Source organism: Vibrio pomeroyi (assembly GCF_024347595.1).
In the GTDB taxonomy this organism is placed as follows: domain Bacteria; phylum Pseudomonadota; class Gammaproteobacteria; order Enterobacterales; family Vibrionaceae; genus Vibrio; species Vibrio pomeroyi.
Window position 1 is genome coordinate 673,875 of sequence record NZ_AP025507.1, and the last position, 22,776, is coordinate 696,650.

Sequence of the window (22,776 nt, forward strand, 5' to 3'; positions counted from 1 at the left end):
TTCATTCTGTACCGCGTAATAACCACGGATTTCTTGAGCGCATAATGCCAGACAGGTGCCATTCAACCAAGTAACTAAGGAGGAATAATCTGTTGTTATCGTAATAACACTCAACACGCTCGTTATTGATTGGCTCCAAAAGAACCTTAGTCACGAATAGCCTGGCGATTGGCGCGACTACAGCAAACACTAGCAAAGCCGATGGTAGCATTTGACCAATCGCAGCCATCCATGCAGCAAAAATCCACGCATCAAAAAACATCGTATTGTGGTAGGTTCTTGGCGGCCACGATGGCTGGCAGGCTGAGTAGCATGGTTGGAAGTACCATCGAAATCATTAGTGGGTATTGGTATTTCCGAGGAAATTTTTCATGGTTGACTCTAATGAATGTGAGTTTTGTATTAATGTTTACCATCCCAACCATAACCTTCCAGTTAGTTATGTGATTTGAAAGGTTAAAGCTAGTGAGTTTTAGGCATAGTCGTTCGGTCTTAAAAAGCGATGACGCGTTGAATTAGCCAAAACATCGATGTGACGCCACAAAAGTAACTGATTGAATTTCTCACCATGGTGTTAGAAACCAGCGTCAACTTTTTGGTGATGAGTTGGATAAACAGGTAAGACGCCGCAACGAAAATTACTTGTCCGATTTCGACACCGACATTAAAACTGACCAGCGCCATGAGCTCCTCATTATGTGGCAAGCCGATTTCGCTTAACACAGAGGAGAACCCAAAACCATGCAATAGACCAAAGCTCGACGACACCAATAACGGGTACTTAAACGTTAGACTATCAGTTTTATTGGATGCGATTTCGTAGGCCAAAAACACAATGCTCAACGCGATACTGGCTTCGACGGGAGCGATGCTGATGTTCATCATACCCATTGAAGACATGATCAATGTGATGGAGTGAGCAATCGTGAAGCCAGAAATAGTCATTACGATCTTCTTGGGTGTTCGCGCAATGAAGATCAAGCACAATATAAATAACAGATGATCGTAGCCTTCCAGAATATGCTCAATTCCCAACTTAACGTACGCCGTCATCACGTTGTCAGATTTAAACTCATCAGCCAATTTTAGCTGGTGGTCACTAACGTTTAGCACTCGTGAAATGATGTTGTTTTCGGCATCTTCAATCCGGACGATCACATCCACTTGATACTTGGTTAAACCATCAATATCGAGTTGTAACCCTTTTAAGCCATTCTCTCGCTCGATAGTCCATTGTTGAACATAGGCTCCGGGTATCACCGAGCTGAGCATATTGGCGTGATCTTTTTGGCTCTGTCCATCAACAACAATATCAAGGTCGACGGTTCTGTCGCCTTTTACTGGGCGTTTCCACAGAAAGTCGGAGTGCGTGCTGTCGATTTGTTTGATCAGCAACGAAGCTGATTGCATGTCATCGGCGTAAGCCCCCAGTGACATGGTCATCAAACATAAGAAAAGTAACGAGATTAGCTTTTTCATCACGGTTTCCTTAAGAGTTGGCGTCGGAGTTGCTCATCACAACTTGATAGTCGTTCAGCAGTTTGCTTTCGTAAGTGTCTAGGTTTTCTTGATTGCGCTGAATACGCCAATCGTCTAATACTCGAGCTTTGGCATTATCAAACGAGAAGTAGTCATTCTCTGTCTTGCTCGTCACTTTCACTTGGAAATACTGCGATGTCGCTTTGATAGGTGACGACCATTGATCCAGAGGTTGGGTAGCCAACTGTTCTAAGAATTTGGAACCGAAGCGTTTATCTACGTCGTAAGAATCCCAATTGGAAACTGCGATCGGATTGGGTTGTTCTGAATAATTTCCGCTAGAGTCCGAACTTGTAATCAAGTCTGGACTGATGTTGATTGCTCCGTTTGTGCTGTCCAGTGCGATGAACTCAAAGCTATAGATATCGGCTTTCTTGTAGTTATCGATGTGTGCTTGATAAAACTCATACAGCGACTCATCGCTTGGTTGCTCCATCACGGAAACGTCATTAATCATGAAGCGAAGCTTCTGTTTGAGGCGACGTTTGATGACGGCATCGTTAGTATCAAAGCCGACTTTTCTTGCTTCTCGTGCGTAAGCTTCATCAAGTGCGTAGTCACGAACTAACGCTTGTAGTTCTTGAGGGGTAGGCTGTTTGCGCCACAGTTTTACGTATTTAAGATGGATTTGCTCAAGTTTATCTTCCGTAATAACAATCACATTCTCCTCATTGAACTTCTGTTGTTCGGAGTAATGGTTGTAAGCAAAAAGTGCGGCAGCAATTAGGAAAAAATGCATTAGAGGTTGGCGCAATAAACGTACAGTTAAATTTTTCATGAAAGTAATCTTTTTAACAGATAAATAGGGCATCAAATCCATTGAGTGGATAGCACCACAGAGCGGCTCTATGGTGCTATTGTGTAGCTAGGTTAAACTTAGTTTTCGACGAGTCTCAATAAGACTAAGGCGTATACCAAATTGGCGAGGTAAACGCGCGCTCTTGAATAGAAACTGGCAGTTCTTCAGGAACGGTTGTGCCCATTTCTACTGCATCAAATGTGCTCCAACGAGGAGTTGGGATTTCTAGTACACGAGCGTAGTAGAACGCATGCAGTGATTCATCAAAGTCAGGGTCGACCCATTCAGCTTGAAGTGACTCAGCGCCAATATCATTGGTGAAGGTGGCTGTTTTCACGTCCACGGTGTTACCTACGGCAGGCACTTTGCCATGTTCATTCTCAACACGACCATCAGACATCGCAACGTTGTAGACTTTTTCAAACGTTTTGCCGTCTTTTACCCAGCCTTTGATGATCTGGATTCGGTCTAAGTTACCGCTATCAGGATCTTTTTCAGCTTGGACTATAATGGTTGGTGCTGTTTTACCGTGAATATCTGCAGAGGTTAGGTCGCTACCCATTGGCACGCCTTCATCGTAAGCCGTTGCTTCCCAGTCTGCTTGTTTTAGCAATTCTTGTGGGTAGTCGAAGCTTGCGAAAGTTCGCACTTTCATGCGAGTTCCTGTTGTTGCGTAAACTTCTTTGTTTGCTAACGCATCATAAATCTCTTCTCGAGTATTCGATTTTGCCCAAACTGCAGCTAAACCAGACGTACTGAACTTACGGATTTCTTCAATGTTACGACCTGAGTTACCCGGTGAACCGTACATGCGTTCTTCTGGATGAACTTCAACCCCAAATTTGCCGGTGAAGTTGAATTCTTGGAAAGTGCTTGCTCCGTTGTGGGTATCGGCATCGCCAATGAAACCGAACTTGTATGGGTTACCTTGACCTTCTGCTTCTTGCTTAATACCGCGCAGTAGAGCGTCGCGTGCATAACCACCCACTCGTTTGTCTGTTAGACGACCGTGCATATCTAAACGATAATCCCACAATTCAAAACCTGCGAACTCATCGTTCGGAGACAGCTCAGGGTGCGTCTCTGATGTGCCTTTGATCTGAGTGATTTCGTAAAGTGGTTCATTTCTCATACGAGTTTCTGCATAAGCTTTGTCTACTTTAGAGCCGCCGTAACTGGTATCGACAGGGAACATCAAACCATCGCTGGCGTTACCATTGTGAGGGATCGCTAACAGTGTTGAGCCATTCTCACGTTGCTTGTCCATCCAAGCCCAAAGGTCTTCTGGTCGTTTCGAATCGAAGCTGGTAAACGGTATTTCTGGAATGTGGTCAGTATCTCTGAACATCAATACACGGTGCATGTTGCGAGCTTCAGGGCCTGAGGTCCATTCGAAGCCAGCAAAAGTCGTAAACTGACCTGGTGTGTTGTATTTGTCTGTGATCTCGACTGTTTGCGCGAATAATGATTTTGCGAGCTTAGGGTCAACCAATCGAGGATCGCAGCTGTTTTTATTCATGCAGTCGAAGATGTCGGCATAGGCCCCCCAAGCCACAACTTTGTTTTTTGATGCCAAGCGCTTAGATATGTCCAAGTCATAAAGGTCACTTTCTGGGTTGACCATTTGTTGGAATACGCCTAAAAATTCGGCGTGGTCTGTCACTGAATACCAATCAAGAGGTTTACCTTGGATTTTGAAAACATTACCGTTTTCATCAACAATTTTTTCACCACGAGCCCAGCGATACGCCGTTTCAGGGTTGAAGGTTGCGCCTTGCGGAAAGCCATCAAAAGACCAGCCAGTATGGACGTGTAAGTTACCGAAATACGCTTCTTTATTTTCGTGAACCGTAATGTCTGCCTGTGCTGCCATACTGCTGCATAATAAAATGGCAGAAACACAACTTGCTAATTTGTTTATTTTTTTCATAGGAATGACCTAATAAATGGGTGAACTGAACGTACGCAGGTTTTCTTAACATCTTGTTTGTTTAGAAAGTCCGCACACATAAAACGAGTGCTTATGTTTTGTCATTCCGTGTCGGGCAGATACATGGCCTGAAGTGTTATTCCGTAGACTCAACGTGATAGTGAACAAGCCTGTAAATGCTCGTTGTCGCTAAGATGGGAGAAGTATAATCAAGAGGATAAAGGCGAAAAATATCTGAAATTGGTTTTCACTTTTGCATTGCTGCAATAGTGAATGGCGGCCTCTTATTGATTGTTTGGGTGAATGCAAAAACACCTTACATTAGTAAAGCAAGACGCTTTTCTAACGTAAGGTGTTCTTTATTTTGGATTTACTCTAAATGCTAAAAGCTAAAAGCTAAAAGCCAACTCGCAACTGATTGTTTAGATATTATTCCCTCTTAGATATTATTCCCTCTTAGATATTGTTACTTCCAAGTCGGGAAATCTGAGCCTAGAGGTGAGGTTGGTTTATCCCAGTAAGCCGGTGTGCGTGAGTATTCTAAGACTGGTTTTAAATGAGTGATCACACCAAATGGCGTTGGCGTTTTTATGGTGTTCTCGCTGATGTTTCCACCGGAAATTACTTTATGTATTGTGGCGAATTTCTTATCGATGTTCTCTTGGTCTTTCTTTTGACTTCTTTGTTGATTCCGCGGGTTCGAATTCAAACCTTGGTTTTGATACCACATGCAAGTTTGGGCTAATGAAACACTGACACGTTGGGAACCACCAATGAAAGCACGGTTGTGAAGCGCTTTCAGAATACCGATAGAACCCATTAAGCCAGTGCCGTAATCGGTAATGAAACCGTAAGGACATAGAATAGGCTGGTTCTCGGTGCCATGATCAAAGGCTGAACCAACAGCCGCTTGTGCGATGTTTTCCCACCCGTGCCTATTCGCCCATGGTCCAACTTCGCCAAATGCCGAACTGGTTACGATGATTAAGTTAGGGTTAATTGATAATAACTTCTCTTCTGTTAAACCAAACTTCTCTTGAAGCCGACCTGGAGCATAGCCATTTACATACACATCAGTTTCTGTGATCAGCTGATAGAACGTCTCGAGATCCTTTTGTTTATTAAAGTTCAGGTAAGCATTGCGTTTACCAAAGCCAGTATCAAGGTAGTTTGACGTAATACGCTCGGCGGAAGGGTTGGCAATATGCAAAACCTGAGCGCCTTGTTCCGCCAAAAAGGTCGACATTGAGGGCCCGGCAATAATATGGCTAACGTCTAGCACTTTTACGTCACTGAGCGGTCTTTCGCTTGGTCTGAACGGAACCTTAGAGCCCGTGCCGAGAGCCTTGACTTGAATTGGTGGAAGCTTACTTAGAGCTTGGCCTTGTGGGTGCGCTTGAAATTCTTGTTGAGTTCGAATCTTGGTGCCACTTAACCCATGCTCATTAAAGATATCTTCCCACTCTTGCGCTGTTTTAGACAAGTAGGCGGCCTCAATAGCTTCCTGTTCTGGTGGGCAGTTCAATACTTTTAAAGTCTTGTCGTGTAAGTGCTCCAGTGCAGTAATGGTCTCAAAATATCCATCTTTTGTTTTGTGAGTGAGCGATTCAAAACGCTTGAAAGCATCTAGCGAGAGTGGCTGGTCATTGATGTGAAGGAAGTTAGGGCGATAAAGCATTTCCATCGCTTTTTTATGATCGACGGTGATGGTTTGAGCTTCGCCTGTTTTGTGTTTCCAAATATTTGCAACCAACAAACCGTTCATCATTAATAAAGAAGAGAAACTATCCGACATGCTGTACGGTGATAATTCATCTAAGCTCGGTTCGTAATTCGTATCAATACTTTCAATGTCTGACGATATTTCGATATCGACCATTTTTTTCAAGTTTTCTAGACCATGTAACATAAATAAACCTTTGATGTTTTTGAGATAGATAATCAGCTTACTTAAGTCTATATTTGTGATAAAGCCCCTGGAATGAGGAAGAGTTTTGCACAGAAGCAATAATAATTTTGATCTAAATACGTTGACTATTTTTAGGCGAGTTGTAGAGCTAAATTCGCTTTCAAAGACAGCGGAAGAGCTAGTCATTAATCCATCAACTGTGAGTCGAAAAATATCAGATCTCGAATCATTTTATGGGGTTAAGCTACTACTGAGAACAACCAGAACACTCACCCTTACTGAGGAAGGTAAGGCGTTTTATGGCTACTGCCAGAACATCGAAGACTTGTTGGTTCGTTCGGAAAACGAGATAACCAATACGCAAGTTGAGCCGACAGGGGTGTTACGATTGGTGATACCAGTTGATCTCGGTAACTTGGCGCTAAACAATGCGCTCAATGAGTTTGCGATTAAGTACCCAAAAGTGGTGTTAGATTTAGAGTTTTCAAATCGTTCCGTAGATATCGTTGAAGAAGGCGTTGATGTTTGGTTTTGTATCGGTGAAGCATCGAATCAAAGTTTAATTTCAAAACATCTTATGACACACAGACGCTATTTAATGGCCTCGAAAGAGTATTTAGCTCAGTACGGTGACATTAATTCGATTGACGAAATGACTCCCCCTCACCGACAAGTGTTAAACAAAAACCCGTTTAATTATAAAGATAAAAACGCGATAAAACACCTACCGTATTCGGTTGCGGTAAACAGCAGTTATGCGGTACTTCAGTCATGTATAGCAGGCCTTGGGCTTGCTTATATTACGAAATCGATGGCCAATAAATATGACGCTGACCAACAATTAGTGACGATATTAGAGAGTGAGATTTTTTCTGAAACGGTGGTTAATATGTTGTATCCAGAACGGAAACTTAAACCTATGAGGACTGAATATTTCCTTGAATTCATGTCTAATTATTTCCGGTATGTGTAGGCATATAGTCAAATAAAATTGAGACGGGATAAACATAAGTTCCTATGTTTATCCCGTCTCTTTGGTGACTCATAATTCGTTTCGTTTTTGTGTGGGCAGGGTGGGGGACGAAACCCCCAGTCTTATCGCTAATGCTCGTTGTTTTTATGAAGAACGTTTACTTAGCGTAGCATGATGTCTTCGTGGCCATAGCCCGGTATGAAACCAAACAAGCCTCGGTTAACGACTTCTGATGGACGGTGAGTGATTGCGCCGTTTCCTGCGGGTTCGTCGCTCCATGTTGTTTTGATTGGATCATGTGCGCCCATCACGGAAGGTCCTGTTTGGCAGTAAGCTGGGGTCTCAGACAACTGTACATAAGGTGTAATTCGAGTGAACACCGAACCTGATTCGCTGGTTTGGTCGATTAAGTACTCGCGCATGTCAGCCATTGAAATCGGCACAACTTCTTCTTTTTGGGCATCTAAACTTAAAAGCTCCATTGCTGAACGTGCTAGCATGGTTTCTACATTCCAGAATCCACCTTTCTTCTCACGTTGGATCAGTGCTGAAATCGTGCCGATTGCAGCTAAGAACCCTGTGCTGAAATCCAGTACGAGAGCGCCAACAAGGTGGTATTGGTCGCGACCTTGCGATGCGATGTGTGTCATGCCTGTACAAGTTTGAGCCAATTGCTCCCAACCTTTACGTTTGCTCCAAGGGCCCGTTGGACCGTATGCAGAGATCTGAGTAACAACGAGGTTAGGGTTGATCTCCATTAGTGTTTTTTGATCGAATCCTAGTCTTTCTAGAGAGTTTGGACCGTAACCCCATACGAGTGCATCGGCATCTTTCAACAATTCAGTGAACTTCTCTTTGTGTTGTTGCTGCTTCAAGTCGAGTTGTATCTGCTTTTTACCGTAACTTTGCTCAAAGATTACTGGGTACAAGAACGGAAATTCAGGGTTACGAATCGAGATGACGTCTGCACCGTATTCCGCGAGCTGACGAGTAGACCATGGGCCAGCCACCACGTGAGTGACATCAATGATTTTAAGCCCTTCAAGTGGACGATGTTTTGCTTGAGTTAACTTTTTAGACTTTGCATCGCCTTGTTGATCAACCAATACCAGAGGATGCTTAGCCATAGCTTGCCCTTGCGGATGTGCTAGCCATTGTTCTGGTGTGTAAAGCGGCGCCATACATAGGCCTTGCTCTTCAAAATCGGCTTCAATTTTTGCAATGTCAACTTTAGCAACTTGGTCGCTCAAGCTTTGGTAGTTATTTGCTGAATCGAAGTAATTTAAAATACCATCGCGTAAATGCGGGTAAGCACCATTCATACACATCCATTGACCGTCTTTCGATTGTTGGATGCTGTTCACTGGAACTTCGATTTCACCACCAAGAATTAGTGTACCATTTAGGTAATGGTATGCCGGGTCGTTCAAACTCATGGTCGCATGGCGTCGGTCAACGGTTACGCTCTGTTTTGGCAGGCCTCGTAGTTCGCCAATCTCTTCCAAGCTAGCCCCAAATGCTGCAATCACACCGGTAATGTAATCTGCAGTTGCTAGATCTTCTTTTAGGTAAGTCGGTGTTTGAACCACATTGATATCTGATGCTGGTGTAGATAGATTAAGTGTATCTGCAATATGTTGATAAACTTTGTGTTGATTCGTATTCATAATATTTGTCTCTAATTCTTACTTTATTGAGCGCTGCTGGGTATAACGGCAACGCTGCCAATGGAATTTGTTTTGATAAGGCGCTTAGTTTTTCGGTTTGTGCTGCTCAAGTTCTGGCGGATAATCGACGACATAACGTTCAACTAAGTTATTTTCATCAAGCCACAGAATGTTCAATAGCGAATCAAAAGAAATGACATTATCAAGGTTCTGTTTTTCTGTGATTTTTGCACCACCGTTCATAATGATCGCGTTACCCACTTGGTAAACGTCGTGAATAAAATGCTCAGTGATGAAGGGTTCATCTATTTTTTTGAAGTAAGCTTTCGCGTTCTCAAGGCCGATGATCTTTTCCTGTCCAAATTGCATCACAATATCGTCACGCAAGATTTCGAAGCCTGAATTTTCAGAAAAATCTAATGTATCAATTGCCTGAAACAGTTTTGGCAGCCATGTTGGTGCTTCGATTTTTGTCATATGTGTATTCATGGTATGTCTCCTATCCTAATAAATATTCAGTTAACTCATTGGTTATGAAATGTTATTTATTAGGATTGATAGTGATTAAAATTAATGAGGTTGATTCTCGTTGTTAGAATTTGTAGTTAAATTCAAATCCACGTGTTGCGTCTGAGTAGTCTTGTTCTGAATCCCATTCTTCATGGTATTGAACGTCTAAATCTGCGGTGATTTGGTACGTTAAGCGTATTTCGTTCGTGAATAGTGTGTCTTCACCGTTGTAATAGTGATCTGTGTAAACCGTTGCACCGCCCAATGTGCTGCGCCATTCTGGGTTATACATAAAATCCAAGTTGTCTAAGATTTTCACTTTTGCGTACGCACCGATTTGGCCGTAAGTACCTGGTAGGGTGTAGCCTGTAACGTGGTCATCAATTGGGTAACCATTTTCTTCAAGAGGCAGTTCGCCGTTCATGATGGTTAAGCCAACACCCGCATAAGGTAAAACTTCAATGCGGTTGTATTGGTATTTCCAAGTGATGTTTGCTGATAGATCAAGCTGTTCTTTTTCTACGTCATATTCGGTATCAATGTAGCTACCGATGTTCGATGCCTTGTCAGTATTGAAGTAACGAGCTCGAACGCTATCAATTGAATCATCACGCTCGCTTGAGCCAGACCAACCTAGGTTGTCCCCTGCAATGCCTTTTACTTCAATAATACTTTTGGTTTGGTTTGCTTCAGTTTGGTCATCGAATTGAACTTTTACGCTTGCGCCGTAGTTGTCAAAGCCAATACCTGCGGAAACAGAAGAAGTGTCTGTATTGCTAGCTGCTAGAACGCTAGTTGAAGCCAGTGAAGCAATTAGGATAGCGGTTGTTGTGGTATTAAGTTTCATGATGTTTTTCTCTTTCAATTTAAAATTTGGCGTAGTGCCGTGTTGTTGAGAGAGAGTATATTCACCACCTTGTTTTCGATAAATATCTTGAATTACGCTTCATAATTGCACTGGTGCAAAAGTGGATTTGTAGAAGATTATTGCGTGAAAAAAAAGGGTTTGCATTTGCATGTATTGGGGGAGGATGGCGATAAATTTAGATTGAATACGATCAGCATGTGTTCAATTATTTTCAATAAAACAACATGTTACACGGACTAAAAAACTGAATGAAATGGTCGATATTGATAATCGGAATAGTAATGAAGAGATCGAAGCTTTCGATTTATCGTTTAAAATGGAGTTATTGCATTAAGCTGGTGGGGATGAGCTTTCGATTTTAGAATAACAATAGTAACTTAGTACTGTGAGATATTGCCATTAATCCTGAAGCCCTGTTTTGTTAGATGTCGAGCGTAGCCAATCACGCCATGAGTAACACAATAACTAATGGCGAAGTGAATCGAGGTTAATTAGTGGATACTGGATGATTCTTACGTTTATGCCGTAGCACGAAGTACACGATGACATTTAAGACTGCCCAAATGCATGCCATATCAAACATTCGTTCAACAAAAGGCTCTACATGGAAACCATTTGATTGTGTATAGAGGGTCACAGGGACTAATACTGCCGACATAAAACCTACTTCGAAGTTCGGAATATCTTTGTGTCGCAACTCTTTATGGAATGAAAAGTAGTGAACCACGCTAGTTAATACAAACAATAGTAAGGCAAAGAGCGCAATGTTGTTTGGATGACCAAGCAGTAAAAGGTGGAATAGTAGCGCCATTAAGCAGCCTGTAATTTGCACTGGGATAATGGATTGAACGACCAATTTACCTTGCTTAATACTGCTTCGTAGCGCGGCATTGATTACGACAGAAAGACAAAAAATAGCACCACCAATATCCATGGTCAGAAATGTGACTAAAGCGCACGTTATCAGGACAACTATCAGCAGTTTATGCAGTTCTGAAATCGTAGGTTCCTTGGCTGTGCTTTTTGTTTTGGGAAGCTCGTTGTCAGACGGAAACAGTTTAAAGCAGAGCCACCCGAGCGGAATCATAAATGAGACCCCTTGTAGTAACTCTAGAATTGTATTTTCGACGACTAAGCCACTGGTTGTATTGATAAAGGCATAACAATACAGAAAAACGGGTGACGTGTAGGCCATGATTTTTGATGGGTATTTTATGCCAGTCATCAAGCACCAGAATAATGAGGCACTCAACATGACTGCAAACATCTGGTTGTTATAAAACATCTCCCCAACCAACATGCCTACCACCACAAAAGCTAAGATTCGCATCAGGAAAATGACTGACACTCTCAGGCTAAATTTATGACCACTGATGATTGCAGGCCCTAGGAAAACACACAGCACGACTTGCTGCATGTTTAATAACTCTGCAATCACGATGGCGACGGTAAAAAATAGACTAGCTCGAAGAACTGGGCGTATATTCATGGTTCAAGATCTAATAGATGTAGCGAAATAGGGAGATGAACTTCATCACGGTGACAGAGAACAAGCTCCAAAATCCGGAACCTTCCGGCTTGATCATCGTAGTAGCTTTAGAGCCAGATATGAGTTCAGCGGGTAAGTCTTCGACTTCAATCACTGTTCTTACTTGTTGGCTTTTTCTTATCCAACGCTCATCACGCTGCACAAATGCTTCTTTGCCCATATCATTATCGTTGCGCTGGTTCACTTGCACTGCGGAGTCTTTGGATTTGATTGTTCCAGTAAATATCTCACCGGGTAGGGCATCAAATACGATCATGACGGTTGCACCTTCTAGTCGCCCTAGTGCTTTTTCATTGAAGTTCGCCACTAGGTTGGCATTGTGATCTAACGTGATAGCCACTTGAGGGTTGCGGTTATTAATAAACTCACCAACATTAAGTTGTAAGTTCGTGACCCAGCCTGAAACCGAAGCAAACGTGATCGCTTTTGAGATCTTTCTATCCGCTCTATTGAGTAGAGCTTGCGCTAACATTAGCCCGCCATTTTCACCTTCTTCTCCCAATTGAACCGTTTTGGAGTCTAGCTCAAGTTTGTCCTTTTTAAGTTCTTTTTCAGCGTCTAAATAAGCTAAATGCGCATCATCAAACATCTCTTGGCTGATGGTTCCTTTGGTAAGTAGTGCCTTGAAGCGTTGATAATGCGTTCGTGCGTTATCAACAATTTCTTGTTGCTGATCCACCTGTTGTGTTGCTTGTTTTATTTCGATTTTTAAGCGAGTCAGATGCTGCTGAATAACCACCATATTGGCGTAAGCGATGTCTTTATTTTCAACCAAATCGTGCTCATCAATGGCAAAAATTGGGTCGCCTTTCTTGATGTAGTCGCCGTTTTTCACAAAGATCTCACTAACGTTGCCTTCTGCTCCTGTTGTTACTGAGATGATGTCTTTTTTTAGATAGGCGTTAGTCGTGAATGGCGCGTTAATATCACTAAACACCATGCTTACACCAAACAATACGAGCGCGACGAATACGCTCTTTCCTACTTTGTTGGTGATGTGTTGCAAGTTCATTTTGTTTTCTCTGTTAAGTTAAATGTTATTTTTGATAAATACTTTTTTATAGGTTATTTCTAACCTTCAAAAACCCAGTTTTGCCAACTTTGCATGCGTAGAATTACTTTACGTACGATAGAGAACATTTCCCATTTCGGTGAATACACGGCGACATGCGCGTCTGTACCTGCAGGGATAGGCTGACCATCCAATAACTCCGGTTGAACAAGTTCGACTTTCACTAACACGCGGCCACCGACTCTCTCAATTGGGTCATTCAGATTGCCCGATGGCGTGACGGCACCTTGTTTAAAGATGTCCATTACATCGACGACTTTTGCTCGGTAAGCATGGCCGGGAATGGTTTTGAAAGTCACTTCTGCTTCGTAGCCGGGTTTGATATAACGCGCTGGGTTTTGTTTGAATGCCGCGACAATGGTTTTAGATTCGTCATGCACAAAGGTTAAGTTTCCTTGGAAAGGGACGACACGGCTTTTCATGCCAGGGCGTAATGCCACCTGTGTAACGTAGCCATCTGTCGGTGCGACAACCAATGTTTTATTGAGGTCGAACTGAGCTTTATCGAGCTCAGATAGGTGAACATTTTTTGCGGCCAATTGTTGTGCAATCTTTGAATCAGCCACGTCTAATTGAATGTGATTTTGTGCCTGAACGGCTTTGAGTTCTGCTATCGAGTCAGTAAATTTGTCTACTTTTGTTTGAGAAGCAAAATCGCTCTTTGCCAACTCATTAAAACGGCTTAATTCCTTTTCGTTAAAGACAAGTTGAGCCTGCGTTTTGTTGATGGATTCGCGGATGTCTTGTTTAGACAGAAGCAATTCATCAATGGTGGCGCTTGCCGCGGTGACTTCTGCTTTGGCTCTGTCTACTGTTGCTTGAAATGGCGTTGGGTCGATTTGGTACAGAGGATCGCCTTTCTTCAAAGCAACATTGCCTTTTACAAAAACGTCGGTGACTTCACCTGAAACTTCTGAGGTGATTGGGGTAGTCACACTATACACACCGGCCACTCTTGCTACTGGCTGGTACATCGCCATGTATAAAAATATCCAACCGACTAAGAAGGCACCAATGACAGTTGCGGTGGTAATTGTCCATTTGTTTTTAGGCAGCTTTAAGACACGAAATACAATCACACATAGTGCGACGTAGCTTAGGATTATCAAGGTTTCCATTACTTTTCCCCCTCGCTTTTTGCTTGCAGCGCATTGATACGTTGTTCGAGCTCATCGAGCTTTGATTGTTCTGCATTCGTCGTTCTCAATGGTTCACTCAACATCGCCCAAACCCAGAGCAGCGGCCACATGACGTGTAAGAAAAATAGGCTGATCCAACCGGCTACGTGGATGGCATCTTGATGAGGGTGATTGCGTTTTACAGCAATCTCATAAGGAATATCGTGAATCACAATCAGGCCGTACACTAAGATCAGTAGTACGAGGATCAGAATACCCAAAGATAAGTAATCTAAAGTAAGGTTCATAAGGCTCTCTCCATTACGGATGAAATCGACCATTAATTTCAGCAGTATCAGAAAGCATAAAAGCGAACCCTTACCCAATCGATAGGGTAAAGGTTAAATGACATTTAAGTACTGCTTAATCGAAAGTGCGCTTTGGCTTAATTGAAGGGGAGGGTATTGTTTAGTTGATAGATTGAGTCGACGTAATTAGAGCATCGCGAAACCATTTATGACCGTTGTCGTTGCGTTGAGAATGATGCCAAGTCATATAGATGGGAACGGGCTCAGTCGAGAAGGGTAACTCGATGATCTGATATTTATCGCTTTTAGACACTTTGTCTGCAATGGAACTCGCGGTGACACATAGCCAATCAGTTTGGCTGGCTAATACCAACCCAGTGAGCGCGGAACTTGTTGTGTAAGCGACTTTGCGCACGGGCAGTGGAACATTACTGACCGAGTTGAGTGTGTAGTCATTCATTCTCTGTGTTTGCCAAATGATGTGTTCTTCGGCAAAAAACTGTTCCATCGTTATGTTGCCTTGAATGCGAGGGTGACTTGCATTGAGTACCACGACAAGGCGCTGTTCAAACAGCTTCACGTTGTCATAACCGTGTTCTTCTAGGGGAACGGTAGACAAGATCACATCGACTTTGCGTTGTCTTAAATCGGCTTGTCGAGATTGCTCATCAAGGTGTTCAATGTCGGCTTCGATATTGGTATTGGGAGCATGTTCGTTTCGATATTTGGTTAATGTAGGAACGACTAATATGTCGATGTCTTTGTGGCTGGATATTCGAAAGGTGCGGCGACTATTTTGGGCATCAAAATGTTGACGAGATTTAGACCCATTTAAGAGTAAATTCAAAGGCTCTTGTACTTCCGCGTGTAACTCAATGGCAAAGTTTGTTGGCGCAATACCGCGTCCTTCTCGTATGAATAAAGGGTCGTTATATTGCTCCCTCAATCGATTAAGGGATTGGCTTACTGCCGGAGCTGAAATGCCCAATGCTTCCGCCGCAACGTTAACACTTCGTGCCTTCATTACCGCATCGAGAGTTTTGAGAAGATTAAGATCCATGACATAAACCATTTAAGCTAACGTTAACAATAATTAGATTATGGTTGAATCTTGGCTTAATTCTAGCCTTCAGAGCTATGCTTATCGATTTCCTGACAATAAATTAACGGTAGCGCTGAACTGCTTGATTGTTGTTGCGTTCTCAACGATGTCGTCCACACCTAAGTCGATGTGAACGTTCTCGATGATGAGTAAATCTGTGACCAGTCTTTACTGGTGCTCACACTATATTGTTGGTTGTGGCTTTGAGTCGGTATTTTGCGTTAGCTTCTGAGCCTCGGCGGATTCAGCTTCATCTGCAGGCACAAAATGTTTATCTGTTAGCGTCACTGTCATTGCTTCATGTTTTACCGTTATGGTCGGCGTTTCTGATGGAGCTTCGTTGGTGGTCGTCGGTTCAGCGAATGCCATTAGTGAGGTTGTAAATACGATTGTTGCTAGTACGATTTGAGTGAGTGTTTTCATTTGGCTGTATCCTATTGAGTAAAGGTAATTACAAATAGCTGATACGGGCACTATAAAAATTATGTGAAGGTGGTTCTTATCATTTTACGCCATCATAAAACTTATATGATGTCGTGATGTATTTATCATGAGTATGGATAAAGGGCGGTTCACTTACGTTTGTTTGCCAGGACTCACCTCGGTAGTGTTGGTCAAACTATTGCCACATCACCAAGACTGCGGCGATTGAAAGCAAGATTAACGCAAGAATGTCTTTGCGAGCGATGCTTTGTCCCAACCAGAAGTAAGAAATCAGCACCATAAAGACCACTTCAATTTGTCCCAGTGTTTTCACATATGGCACGGCTTGAAGTGACATCGCGCTAAACCAACCAAGAGAGCCAATCACACTGGCTAGGCTTGTCATCACAACCAGTCTCGACTTCTTGAATATCTGGCGTAATGTGTCGCGTTCTTTGAAGAAGAGGTAAGTACAGATGATGAATGTCTGAAGGGTAATCACCAGAAACAGCACCCAAGCAGCGCTATGAGGGAAAGGGAGTCCAATACTTAGGCTCGCTTCACGTACCCAAAGCGAGGTCAAGGCAAAGGCGGTGCTACATGCCATACCCAAGCAAAAGACTTTAGGAGAGAGGCTTCGCCAGCCGGAAGCGCTACTCATGATCAATACACCTAAGGTACCAATTAACACGCCTATCCAGCCTGTTAAGGTTAATGCCGTACCAAAGAAGAGCACCGAAAGCACAGCTGAAACCGGAGCCTCACACTTGGCAAGCCCAGCACCAATCGCATAGTTTTCTAGCTTAAACAGCATCACCATTAAGCCTGTCGCAAGGATCTGCATGATTGCCGCAGCAACTATGTAGAAAACAAACTCACCGGAAAAATTAGGCGCGGAGACTGGCTGCCATTGATATAAAGCGTAGAGGTAGAGAAGTGCAATCGGCCCTGCCCAAATAAAACGAGCCAGCGTCACACCAGCCACGCTCATTGTGCCGGCTAGCTTGCTTTGAAAGGCATTGCGCCAAGATTGGCTGAAGGCAGCAAGCAGGGTAAAGGCGATCCAACTAAAAGACATGACGCTTCCATGAGTGATGTAATTTGGTGGTGATACTAACAAAAAATCACATGATAAGAAGTGTCATCATCTGTTTATAGCCACAGGCTCACCTTTATTCTTAATTCGGCAGTAAAGATCTCTTCAACAGTTCGATGCTTTCTTCAGAAGATCGGCTGTTTCTTGTTTTTGAAATAGAACAGCGCGCTAATCAAAGCGAACAATAAGGCGAAGTAATAGCAGAACGAAGACAGCGATGCTAAGAAGGCGAGGTTCTGTTCTATTTCTTGCTCGGTGTAATTATTTGAGACCAATTTGTAGTAGTAAGCATACAAAATACCGATCAGTCCGTATCCGAGGTTAAACATCAAACCTTTGAAACTAAGAACCGTGGCTCGGTTGTGTGACTCGGTCTTTTTGTTCAGGTGATAACTGATGAAAATGTTCATCGTCATGATGATAAAGATAAGTACCAGAGCTGGAATCACTCCATAAATTGACCACCCTAAACTGATCCAATAATAGGTCGCGATACTTGCTAAGCCCATGACAATAATAAAGGTTTTTGGCTCGATACTTTCTGCTAACCTGCGGCTTTGCCCCGCTAAAATGATTTTTAGCAGACTGATTCCCGCGCCAATAAAACCAAAATAGATAATAGGAATATCAATCGCGAGATAGTATTGGCTGTTCATGGTTAAGAACATGCGTGAAGTGTGTTCGAACAGGCTGTAATAGAGCAGGATGAACAGCACGTAAGGCGTAGCAAGTACCCACTTACCGGTATCAGCCGTTAACTTGAGGCTGGCGACAGTCGTTGCTAATTTGCTTTGATCGCTTGGCATCACCTTCTTTTCTTCACGCATGTTTACTGCGGCATAAATCGCGAGCAACGCGACCAATAGCGTGGCAAATACAGGAATACGCATCAGGTCTTTGGTGCTTTCTGGTTCTGCTAATCCAAGAGCATGAAAGATGTTCGCCATGAAATTCACATCGTACATCGCTGCACCGATCAAGGTGACAAAGATACCAACGCTTGAGGCGATACGGAGCTGTATTTGTAACACTCGCGGCCATAATTCTTCATTGCCTTGTTCTTTCAGGGTGTCGTAAGCCAATGCCTCATCGGCACCACTTGCCAGTGCCATTGCTAGCCCGCTGAGTATCCGGTTGACCAAGAAGACCATGAACACCAAGTTAGCGTCTCCGGTCGGCACGAGCGCGATCATCGCTATCTCAATGAACATGACAATCGAAGACAACACCACAAGCTTTTTACGCCCTAAGGTATCGGCGAACGCCCCTGATGGGACTTCTGCAAGCACGATGGTCGCTGCCCAAACTACGTTGAGCATGGCAAACTGAGAAAGGGTTAAGCCGTAATCTAAAAAGAGTAGGGTGAAAATAGGGTAATAAAAACGCGCAAAGTAGCTGCTTCTGAACATCAAGAAGTAGCGGACATTGGGAATTTTCAGGATTTCTTTGAGCGTCATGATAATTTCAGTACTTTAAATAACACATTATTATGTATAAACCTTTTTACCTTATAAATCATGGAATTGTTGTCATAATCCAAAATTATCTGATTTAGAGAATCTTCGGGCTCTCTATTCCTTATCTGTTGCAGATTGACTCCTCTTCAGATCACCACCCCATACATTCATTTTGTTGTGATCGTTTCAACTTGTAAGACGGGTTTTGGTTCAAGATCGAACTTCTACAATGTCGCTCTCGCATTTACATCTTATTGTATGATTTAATTGTTGGTAATAACGATACGCAATGAATCCAATGTAATTGAGGAAGCGAGCATGATCTTAGAGTCATTCAGTCTGGAAGGGAAAGTAGCGATAGTGACGGGCTGTAATACAGGGCTTGGGCAAGGTATTGCGTTAGGCCTAGCAGAAGCAGGTTGTAAAGTTGTCGGTGTTAACCGTACAGAGCCTGAAGAGACTATTGAGAAAATGAATGCAGCAGGCCATACGTTCCTAAACGTTCGTGCTGACCTTCTCGATCAAGCGTGCATTCCCGGGGTTATAGAGCGCACTTTGGCTGAGTTTGGCCAAGTCGACATCCTCGTGAACAATGCCGGAATTATTCGTCGCCAAGATGCTATTGAGTTCTCAGAGCAAGATTGGGATGACGTAATGAATGTGAACACCAAGACTGTGTTCTTTATGTCTCAGGCGGTTGCAAAGCAGTTTAAGGCTCAAGGCACTGGCGGAAAGATCATTAACATTGCGTCGATGCTTTCATTCCAAGGTGGCATTCGAGTTCCTTCTTATACGGCTTCAAAAAGTGCTGTGATGGGAGTGACACGTGCGATGGCGAACGAATGGGCGCGCGACAATATCAATGTGAATGCGATAGCACCCGGCTATATGGAAACGAACAATACTCAAGCTCTACGTGAAGATGCCGTGCGCAATCAAGCGATCCTTGAGCGCATTCCGGCTGAACGTTGGGGGAAACCGCAAGACATCGCAGGCCCTTGTGTGTTCTTAGCATCATCAGCATCGGATTACATTAACGGCTACACCATTGCTGTTGACGGTGGTTGGTTAGCACGCTAATTGGTTATTTATTCTAAATTTTGAGTTTGCAGCAATCTTGCAGGAGAAGTAAATGAAAATCGCTTTAATGATGGAAAACAGTCAGGCAGGTAAAAATGCCATGGTTGCCGCTGAGCTAGAGTCAGTGGCGGGTGGCATTGGTCACGATGTTTTCAACTTAGGTATGACAGACGAGAACGATCACCACTTAACGTATATCCACCTCGGTATCATGGCGAGCATTCTGATCAACTCAAAGGCTGTGGATTTTGTTGTGACCGGTTGCGGTACAGGTCAAGGTGCTTTGATGTCACTGAACCTGCATCCGGGTGTGGTGTGTGGTTACTGCCTAGAACCATCAGATGCGTTCTTGTTTAACCAAATCAACAACGGCAATGCTATCGCTCTTGCTTTTGCTAAAGGCTTTGGCTGGGCTGGTGAGCTGAATATCCGTTATATATTCGAAAAAGCTTTCACAGGTGAACGTGGCCAAGGTTACCCACTGGAGCGCGCAGAACCACAACAGCGTAACGCAGCGATTTTGAATGAAGTGAAAGCGGCGGTGGTAAAAGACAACTTTATTGATTCGCTAAGAGCAATCGACCAAGATCTCGTGAAAACAGCGGTTGGCAGTGAGCGTTTCCAACAATGCTTCTTTGATCATTGCCAAAACCCAGACATTGCGGATTACGTTCGTTCACTTTTAGATTAAGTTTATCAAGAGCTTATTTAGCTGCTTGATGAAGATAGAAGATAGAAAAGAGGAGCCCTGAGGCTCCTCTTTTGTTTTGCTCTGTGAGGCTGATTAGCTATTTTTGGCGTGAACAGGTCATATATGGCTCGCTTTAGTTGATCAGTTCACACGCTTGAAGTTAGGCAACAAGGTCTCTGGCTGCTGCGCTACAAATGCTTTACTTGGTGAGTATGCACGGAAGTAAACAAACCAGTTTTCGTCTTCTCGAGTTTGCACCCAGTTAGCTTCATTCACACCTGCTGGCTTAGTTGGCGAGAAGTGGAAGGTGTAATTACCTTGTGCGTCTTTGACCGTTCCTTCGATGTTTGAACCTACATCGGCACGCTCAATGTCGTTGTCGATAATGGCGCGGTTCTCAACGTTATAAACAGTGATTGTCCAGAACAAATCGGCGAAGTTTACATCACCATCCAGAGTCAGAGTGTAGTGGTTGCTGCCATTAAGCCCTTTACCGCTGTCATCACGGTAGTTGTCTAGATAGATCTGACCCCAACCGCCATTCTCAAAACCGTGCATTGCAACGTCATTAGTCACAGCTTCATAGAACCACGCTGCGCGACCATCGAGATCCATACCGTAGTAACGGTCTTGGTTCGGCGTTGAAGCCGTTGCGACTTCCCAAAAGTTGCCTTCTTTACCGTAAGCTGCGTGTGGCAAGCGTTCTGTTTTGTTGAAGTCGATGTTCTTAACCATCGCTTCTCCCATCACGACAGCTTGTTCTAAAATCTCACGCTGTTGAGCCGATGGGGCAAATGCTTTGTCTTTTTCAATACCCAGTGGGCGTAGCATGTCGTGCATCATGCGATCACGCTCTGCTACTGGTTCTGCTTGAATCGCTTCATTCAACGTATTCCAAAATGCCATGCCTCTTGGGTGTTTGGCATCTTCACCGCGCTCAGGGAAGTTTACGCCGTTATTGCTCAGCGGCTTACCGTTGAGGTCGGTAATTTTGAGAGCCTCTAAGTCTTTCATACGTTGTTTGTCTGAATCTGCCATTAAACGAACGCCGAAGAAAACATAGTTGGTATCAGACTCAAAAACCTTAGCGCCTTTTGGCAGGTTAGTTGGTGTTTCTGCTCCTTTGGCTTTTACCACGTAGACGCCCGGTTCAGTCATCTGAGAAATACCGATTTGCCACATGGTGTGCACTGCACCGCGCAGTTCATCTGTTGGAATTTCTATAACGACTGGCTCTTTTTCTACGTTAAACCAAGTAATCGCGTAAGGCGTAGAGGTGTTGTAAGTTAAACCTCCTAGCTTAGATTCATGGGACTCAACATAAGTTATTTGACCGTCCTCTGCACCCATGTCGGCATAAGCTTGTTTCCATGCGTAGTTTGAAACCAAAGGCACCGACCAAATGTAAGCTTGTGACGCACGTTGATAGTCCATCAGTTCAAACAACTTCGCTGAACTTTCTTGTGTTGGAATACCATGAAGAAAGTCGGTTTCGAAGGTGAAGTCTCCCGCACGTGTTTGAAGGGTTTCTGTTGGATTATCGTTCCCAGCAATCGCTGTTGCAGAAAACAAAGCCGTTACAGAAACGAGCATCGCTGTCGATCGCAGTGGGCAGGTGAAAGTACCGGCTATCGCTTTATATAAAATGTTCATGTTGTGTCCTCAAAAATTCGAAACTTTTTTTATTCGAAACTTGGTTTTTAATTTGAAACTGTTCTTAGAAATACTCAGTTAAAACGGCTTTGCTAAAACTGATTGGTTAGAACTGATTTGTTAAAACTGATAGTTAAATTCGATGCGGTGATCACCGTCTTCGATACTGGTGTTTTCAGTCCAGTTTGCGAAATAACGAACGTTGGCTCTTGGAGTGATCTGATAGCTTGCTGCAAATTCATGCGCGAGTACGGAGTCACTGCCCTCAAAGCCAAAATCTTTGAACGTTGAAGACCCCGACATTGTGCCTAAATACATTGGGTTATAGTTCAGCCAAATCTTGTCAGTCAGTTGCATCTTGGCGTACATACCTGCGACGTAGAAAGTACCGTGCATGTTGTAGCGGTCGCGAAGTTGATCGGCATCGAGATCGCCTCCAGTGCCTTCAACCAACTCTTCACCTGCAGCGATACCGACACCAGCGAGTGGGTAAAAGTTAAACATGCCCATTTGTGGTAAAGCTTGAATAAAGCTGTAAGACGCGCTGCCTTGGTTGTTATCGAAGTCCCAAGACATATCAACTTGCGAGCCTCTGCCATTAGTTAGGTCTACACCGAAGTTTCTAAAGCGGAAGGAATCAATACTGTCGTCTGCACCTCGACCGTTCCAACCAATCGCCTCACCAGCGATACCTTTGATTTCGAACACATTCATGCCCATGGTGGTATCACTGCCAGTGTCGTAGGTTTGTCCGACTTTTAGGTTTAAGCCTTTGTCGGTGTAGCCGAAGCCTGCTTGTGTGTAGACCGCTAATGGGTCTGACATATCTTGAACTTCTGTTTCTTCAGCGATAGCACCGCTAGCTAACAGAAGAGGGGTTAGAGAAAGGATCGAACGTTGTAATAACATAGCTGCCTCATAGAGTTATCTCACTACATCCGTGTACTTCGTGAAGGTGGGATAACTATACAAAGTGGACTTTGTTAAGTTAATTCATATAAACTTAACCATTCGTTAAGCAATGCTTTATGG

Annotated in this window: 21 protein-coding genes; 3 read left to right on the top strand and 18 right to left on the bottom strand. The window is 43.5% G+C overall.

The genetic code is table 11. The features are described from left to right. Nucleotide 1: 1 nt before the first annotated feature. The 5 genes from OCV12_RS19145 to OCV12_RS19165 form a co-directional block, all read right to left on the bottom strand. Nucleotides 2-262, bottom strand: a complete 261-nt coding sequence (locus tag OCV12_RS19145; RefSeq protein WP_261886919.1) for a hypothetical protein — start codon at nucleotides 260-262, stop codon at nucleotides 2-4. 230 nt (nucleotides 263-492) lie between these two features. Then, nucleotides 493-1,479 carry a HupE/UreJ family protein gene (locus OCV12_RS19150; RefSeq protein ID WP_239847386.1) on the bottom strand — a complete coding sequence of 329 codons (987 nt, stop codon included), beginning with the start codon at nucleotides 1,477-1,479 and terminating at the stop codon, nucleotides 493-495. A gap of 10 nt (nucleotides 1,480-1,489) precedes the next feature. After that, entirely contained in the window at nucleotides 1,490-2,317 is an 828-nt protein-coding gene (locus OCV12_RS19155; RefSeq protein ID WP_176679306.1) for a peptidyl-prolyl cis-trans isomerase, read from the bottom strand. A 124-nt stretch (nucleotides 2,318-2,441) separates the two neighbouring features. Continuing rightward, nucleotides 2,442-4,268: a DUF3604 domain-containing protein gene (locus tag OCV12_RS19160; RefSeq protein ID WP_176679307.1), complete on the bottom strand. Its 1,827-nt coding sequence runs from the start codon at nucleotides 4,266-4,268 to the stop codon at nucleotides 2,442-2,444. Nucleotides 4,269-4,734: 466 nt separating this feature from the next. Further along, the gene (locus OCV12_RS19165; RefSeq protein ID WP_261886920.1) at nucleotides 4,735-6,177 is read right to left on the bottom strand and encodes a CoA transferase; all 1,443 of its coding nucleotides are present in this window, start codon (nucleotides 6,175-6,177) and stop codon (nucleotides 4,735-4,737) included. Between the two features lie 85 nt (nucleotides 6,178-6,262). Here OCV12_RS19165 and OCV12_RS19170 point away from each other — a divergent pair, with 85 nt between their 5' ends. After that, the gene (locus OCV12_RS19170) at nucleotides 6,263-7,150 is read left to right on the top strand and encodes a LysR family transcriptional regulator (RefSeq protein WP_176679309.1); all 888 of its coding nucleotides are present in this window, start codon (nucleotides 6,263-6,265) and stop codon (nucleotides 7,148-7,150) included. A 161-nt stretch (nucleotides 7,151-7,311) separates the two neighbouring features. On the opposite strand, the gene OCV12_RS19175 is transcribed toward OCV12_RS19170, so the two are convergent. The 11 genes from OCV12_RS19175 to OCV12_RS19225 form a co-directional block, all read right to left on the bottom strand. Continuing rightward, on the bottom strand, nucleotides 7,312-8,817 hold the full coding sequence (locus tag OCV12_RS19175; RefSeq protein WP_261886921.1) for a CoA transferase: 1,506 nt from the start codon (nucleotides 8,815-8,817) through the stop codon (nucleotides 7,312-7,314). An 84-nt stretch (nucleotides 8,818-8,901) separates the two neighbouring features. After that, nucleotides 8,902-9,306: a hypothetical protein gene (locus OCV12_RS19180; protein ID WP_261886922.1), complete on the bottom strand. Its 405-nt coding sequence runs from the start codon at nucleotides 9,304-9,306 to the stop codon at nucleotides 8,902-8,904. 103 nt (nucleotides 9,307-9,409) lie between these two features. Then, entirely contained in the window at nucleotides 9,410-10,174 is a 765-nt protein-coding gene (locus OCV12_RS19185) for a hypothetical protein (protein ID WP_261886923.1), read from the bottom strand. Between the two features lie 508 nt (nucleotides 10,175-10,682). Further along, entirely contained in the window at nucleotides 10,683-11,684 is a 1,002-nt protein-coding gene (locus OCV12_RS19190; RefSeq protein WP_239847382.1) for a hypothetical protein, read from the bottom strand. Nucleotides 11,685-11,694: 10 nt separating this feature from the next. Continuing rightward, nucleotides 11,695-12,756, bottom strand: a complete 1,062-nt coding sequence (locus tag OCV12_RS19195) for an HlyD family secretion protein (RefSeq protein WP_261886924.1) — start codon at nucleotides 12,754-12,756, stop codon at nucleotides 11,695-11,697. Between the two features lie 59 nt (nucleotides 12,757-12,815). Continuing rightward, the gene (locus OCV12_RS19200; RefSeq protein ID WP_261886925.1) at nucleotides 12,816-13,934 is read right to left on the bottom strand and encodes an HlyD family secretion protein; all 1,119 of its coding nucleotides are present in this window, start codon (nucleotides 13,932-13,934) and stop codon (nucleotides 12,816-12,818) included. After that, nucleotides 13,934-14,242 carry a DUF3302 domain-containing protein gene (locus OCV12_RS19205; protein WP_261886926.1) on the bottom strand — a complete coding sequence of 103 codons (309 nt, stop codon included), beginning with the start codon at nucleotides 14,240-14,242 and terminating at the stop codon, nucleotides 13,934-13,936. The genes OCV12_RS19200 and OCV12_RS19205 overlap by 1 nt, the downstream gene beginning before the upstream one ends. Nucleotides 14,243-14,402: 160 nt before the next feature. Continuing rightward, on the bottom strand, nucleotides 14,403-15,302 hold the full coding sequence (locus OCV12_RS19210; protein WP_261886927.1) for a LysR family transcriptional regulator: 900 nt from the start codon (nucleotides 15,300-15,302) through the stop codon (nucleotides 14,403-14,405). Nucleotides 15,303-15,527: 225 nt separating this feature from the next. Then, complete coding sequence (locus OCV12_RS19215; RefSeq protein ID WP_176679318.1) at nucleotides 15,528-15,767, bottom strand: hypothetical protein; 240 nt, start codon at nucleotides 15,765-15,767, stop codon at nucleotides 15,528-15,530. A gap of 196 nt (nucleotides 15,768-15,963) precedes the next feature. After that, the gene (locus tag OCV12_RS19220; protein ID WP_239847376.1) at nucleotides 15,964-16,845 is read right to left on the bottom strand and encodes a DMT family transporter; all 882 of its coding nucleotides are present in this window, start codon (nucleotides 16,843-16,845) and stop codon (nucleotides 15,964-15,966) included. A 143-nt stretch (nucleotides 16,846-16,988) separates the two neighbouring features. Further along, on the bottom strand, nucleotides 16,989-18,320 hold the full coding sequence (locus OCV12_RS19225; protein WP_261886928.1) for an MFS transporter: 1,332 nt from the start codon (nucleotides 18,318-18,320) through the stop codon (nucleotides 16,989-16,991). A 318-nt stretch (nucleotides 18,321-18,638) separates the two neighbouring features. On the opposite strand from OCV12_RS19225, the gene kduD reads away from it, so the two are divergent. Together kduD and OCV12_RS19235 are read left to right on the top strand one after the other, a co-directional pair. Next, nucleotides 18,639-19,400 carry a 2-dehydro-3-deoxy-D-gluconate 5-dehydrogenase KduD gene (gene kduD, locus OCV12_RS19230; protein WP_210472550.1) on the top strand — a complete coding sequence of 254 codons (762 nt, stop codon included), beginning with the start codon at nucleotides 18,639-18,641 and terminating at the stop codon, nucleotides 19,398-19,400. Nucleotides 19,401-19,452: 52 nt separating this feature from the next. Continuing rightward, entirely contained in the window at nucleotides 19,453-20,091 is a 639-nt protein-coding gene (locus tag OCV12_RS19235) for an RpiB/LacA/LacB family sugar-phosphate isomerase (RefSeq protein ID WP_102307642.1), read from the top strand. A gap of 141 nt (nucleotides 20,092-20,232) precedes the next feature. Here OCV12_RS19235 and OCV12_RS19240 read toward each other — a convergent pair whose 3' ends face one another. Both OCV12_RS19240 and OCV12_RS19245 read right to left on the bottom strand, forming a co-directional pair. Continuing rightward, entirely contained in the window at nucleotides 20,233-21,744 is a 1,512-nt protein-coding gene (locus tag OCV12_RS19240) for a DUF1214 domain-containing protein (RefSeq protein ID WP_261886929.1), read from the bottom strand. Nucleotides 21,745-21,864: 120 nt separating this feature from the next. Next, nucleotides 21,865-22,653: a hypothetical protein gene (locus OCV12_RS19245; protein WP_239847371.1), complete on the bottom strand. Its 789-nt coding sequence runs from the start codon at nucleotides 22,651-22,653 to the stop codon at nucleotides 21,865-21,867. Nucleotides 22,654-22,776: the final 123 nt, after the last annotated feature.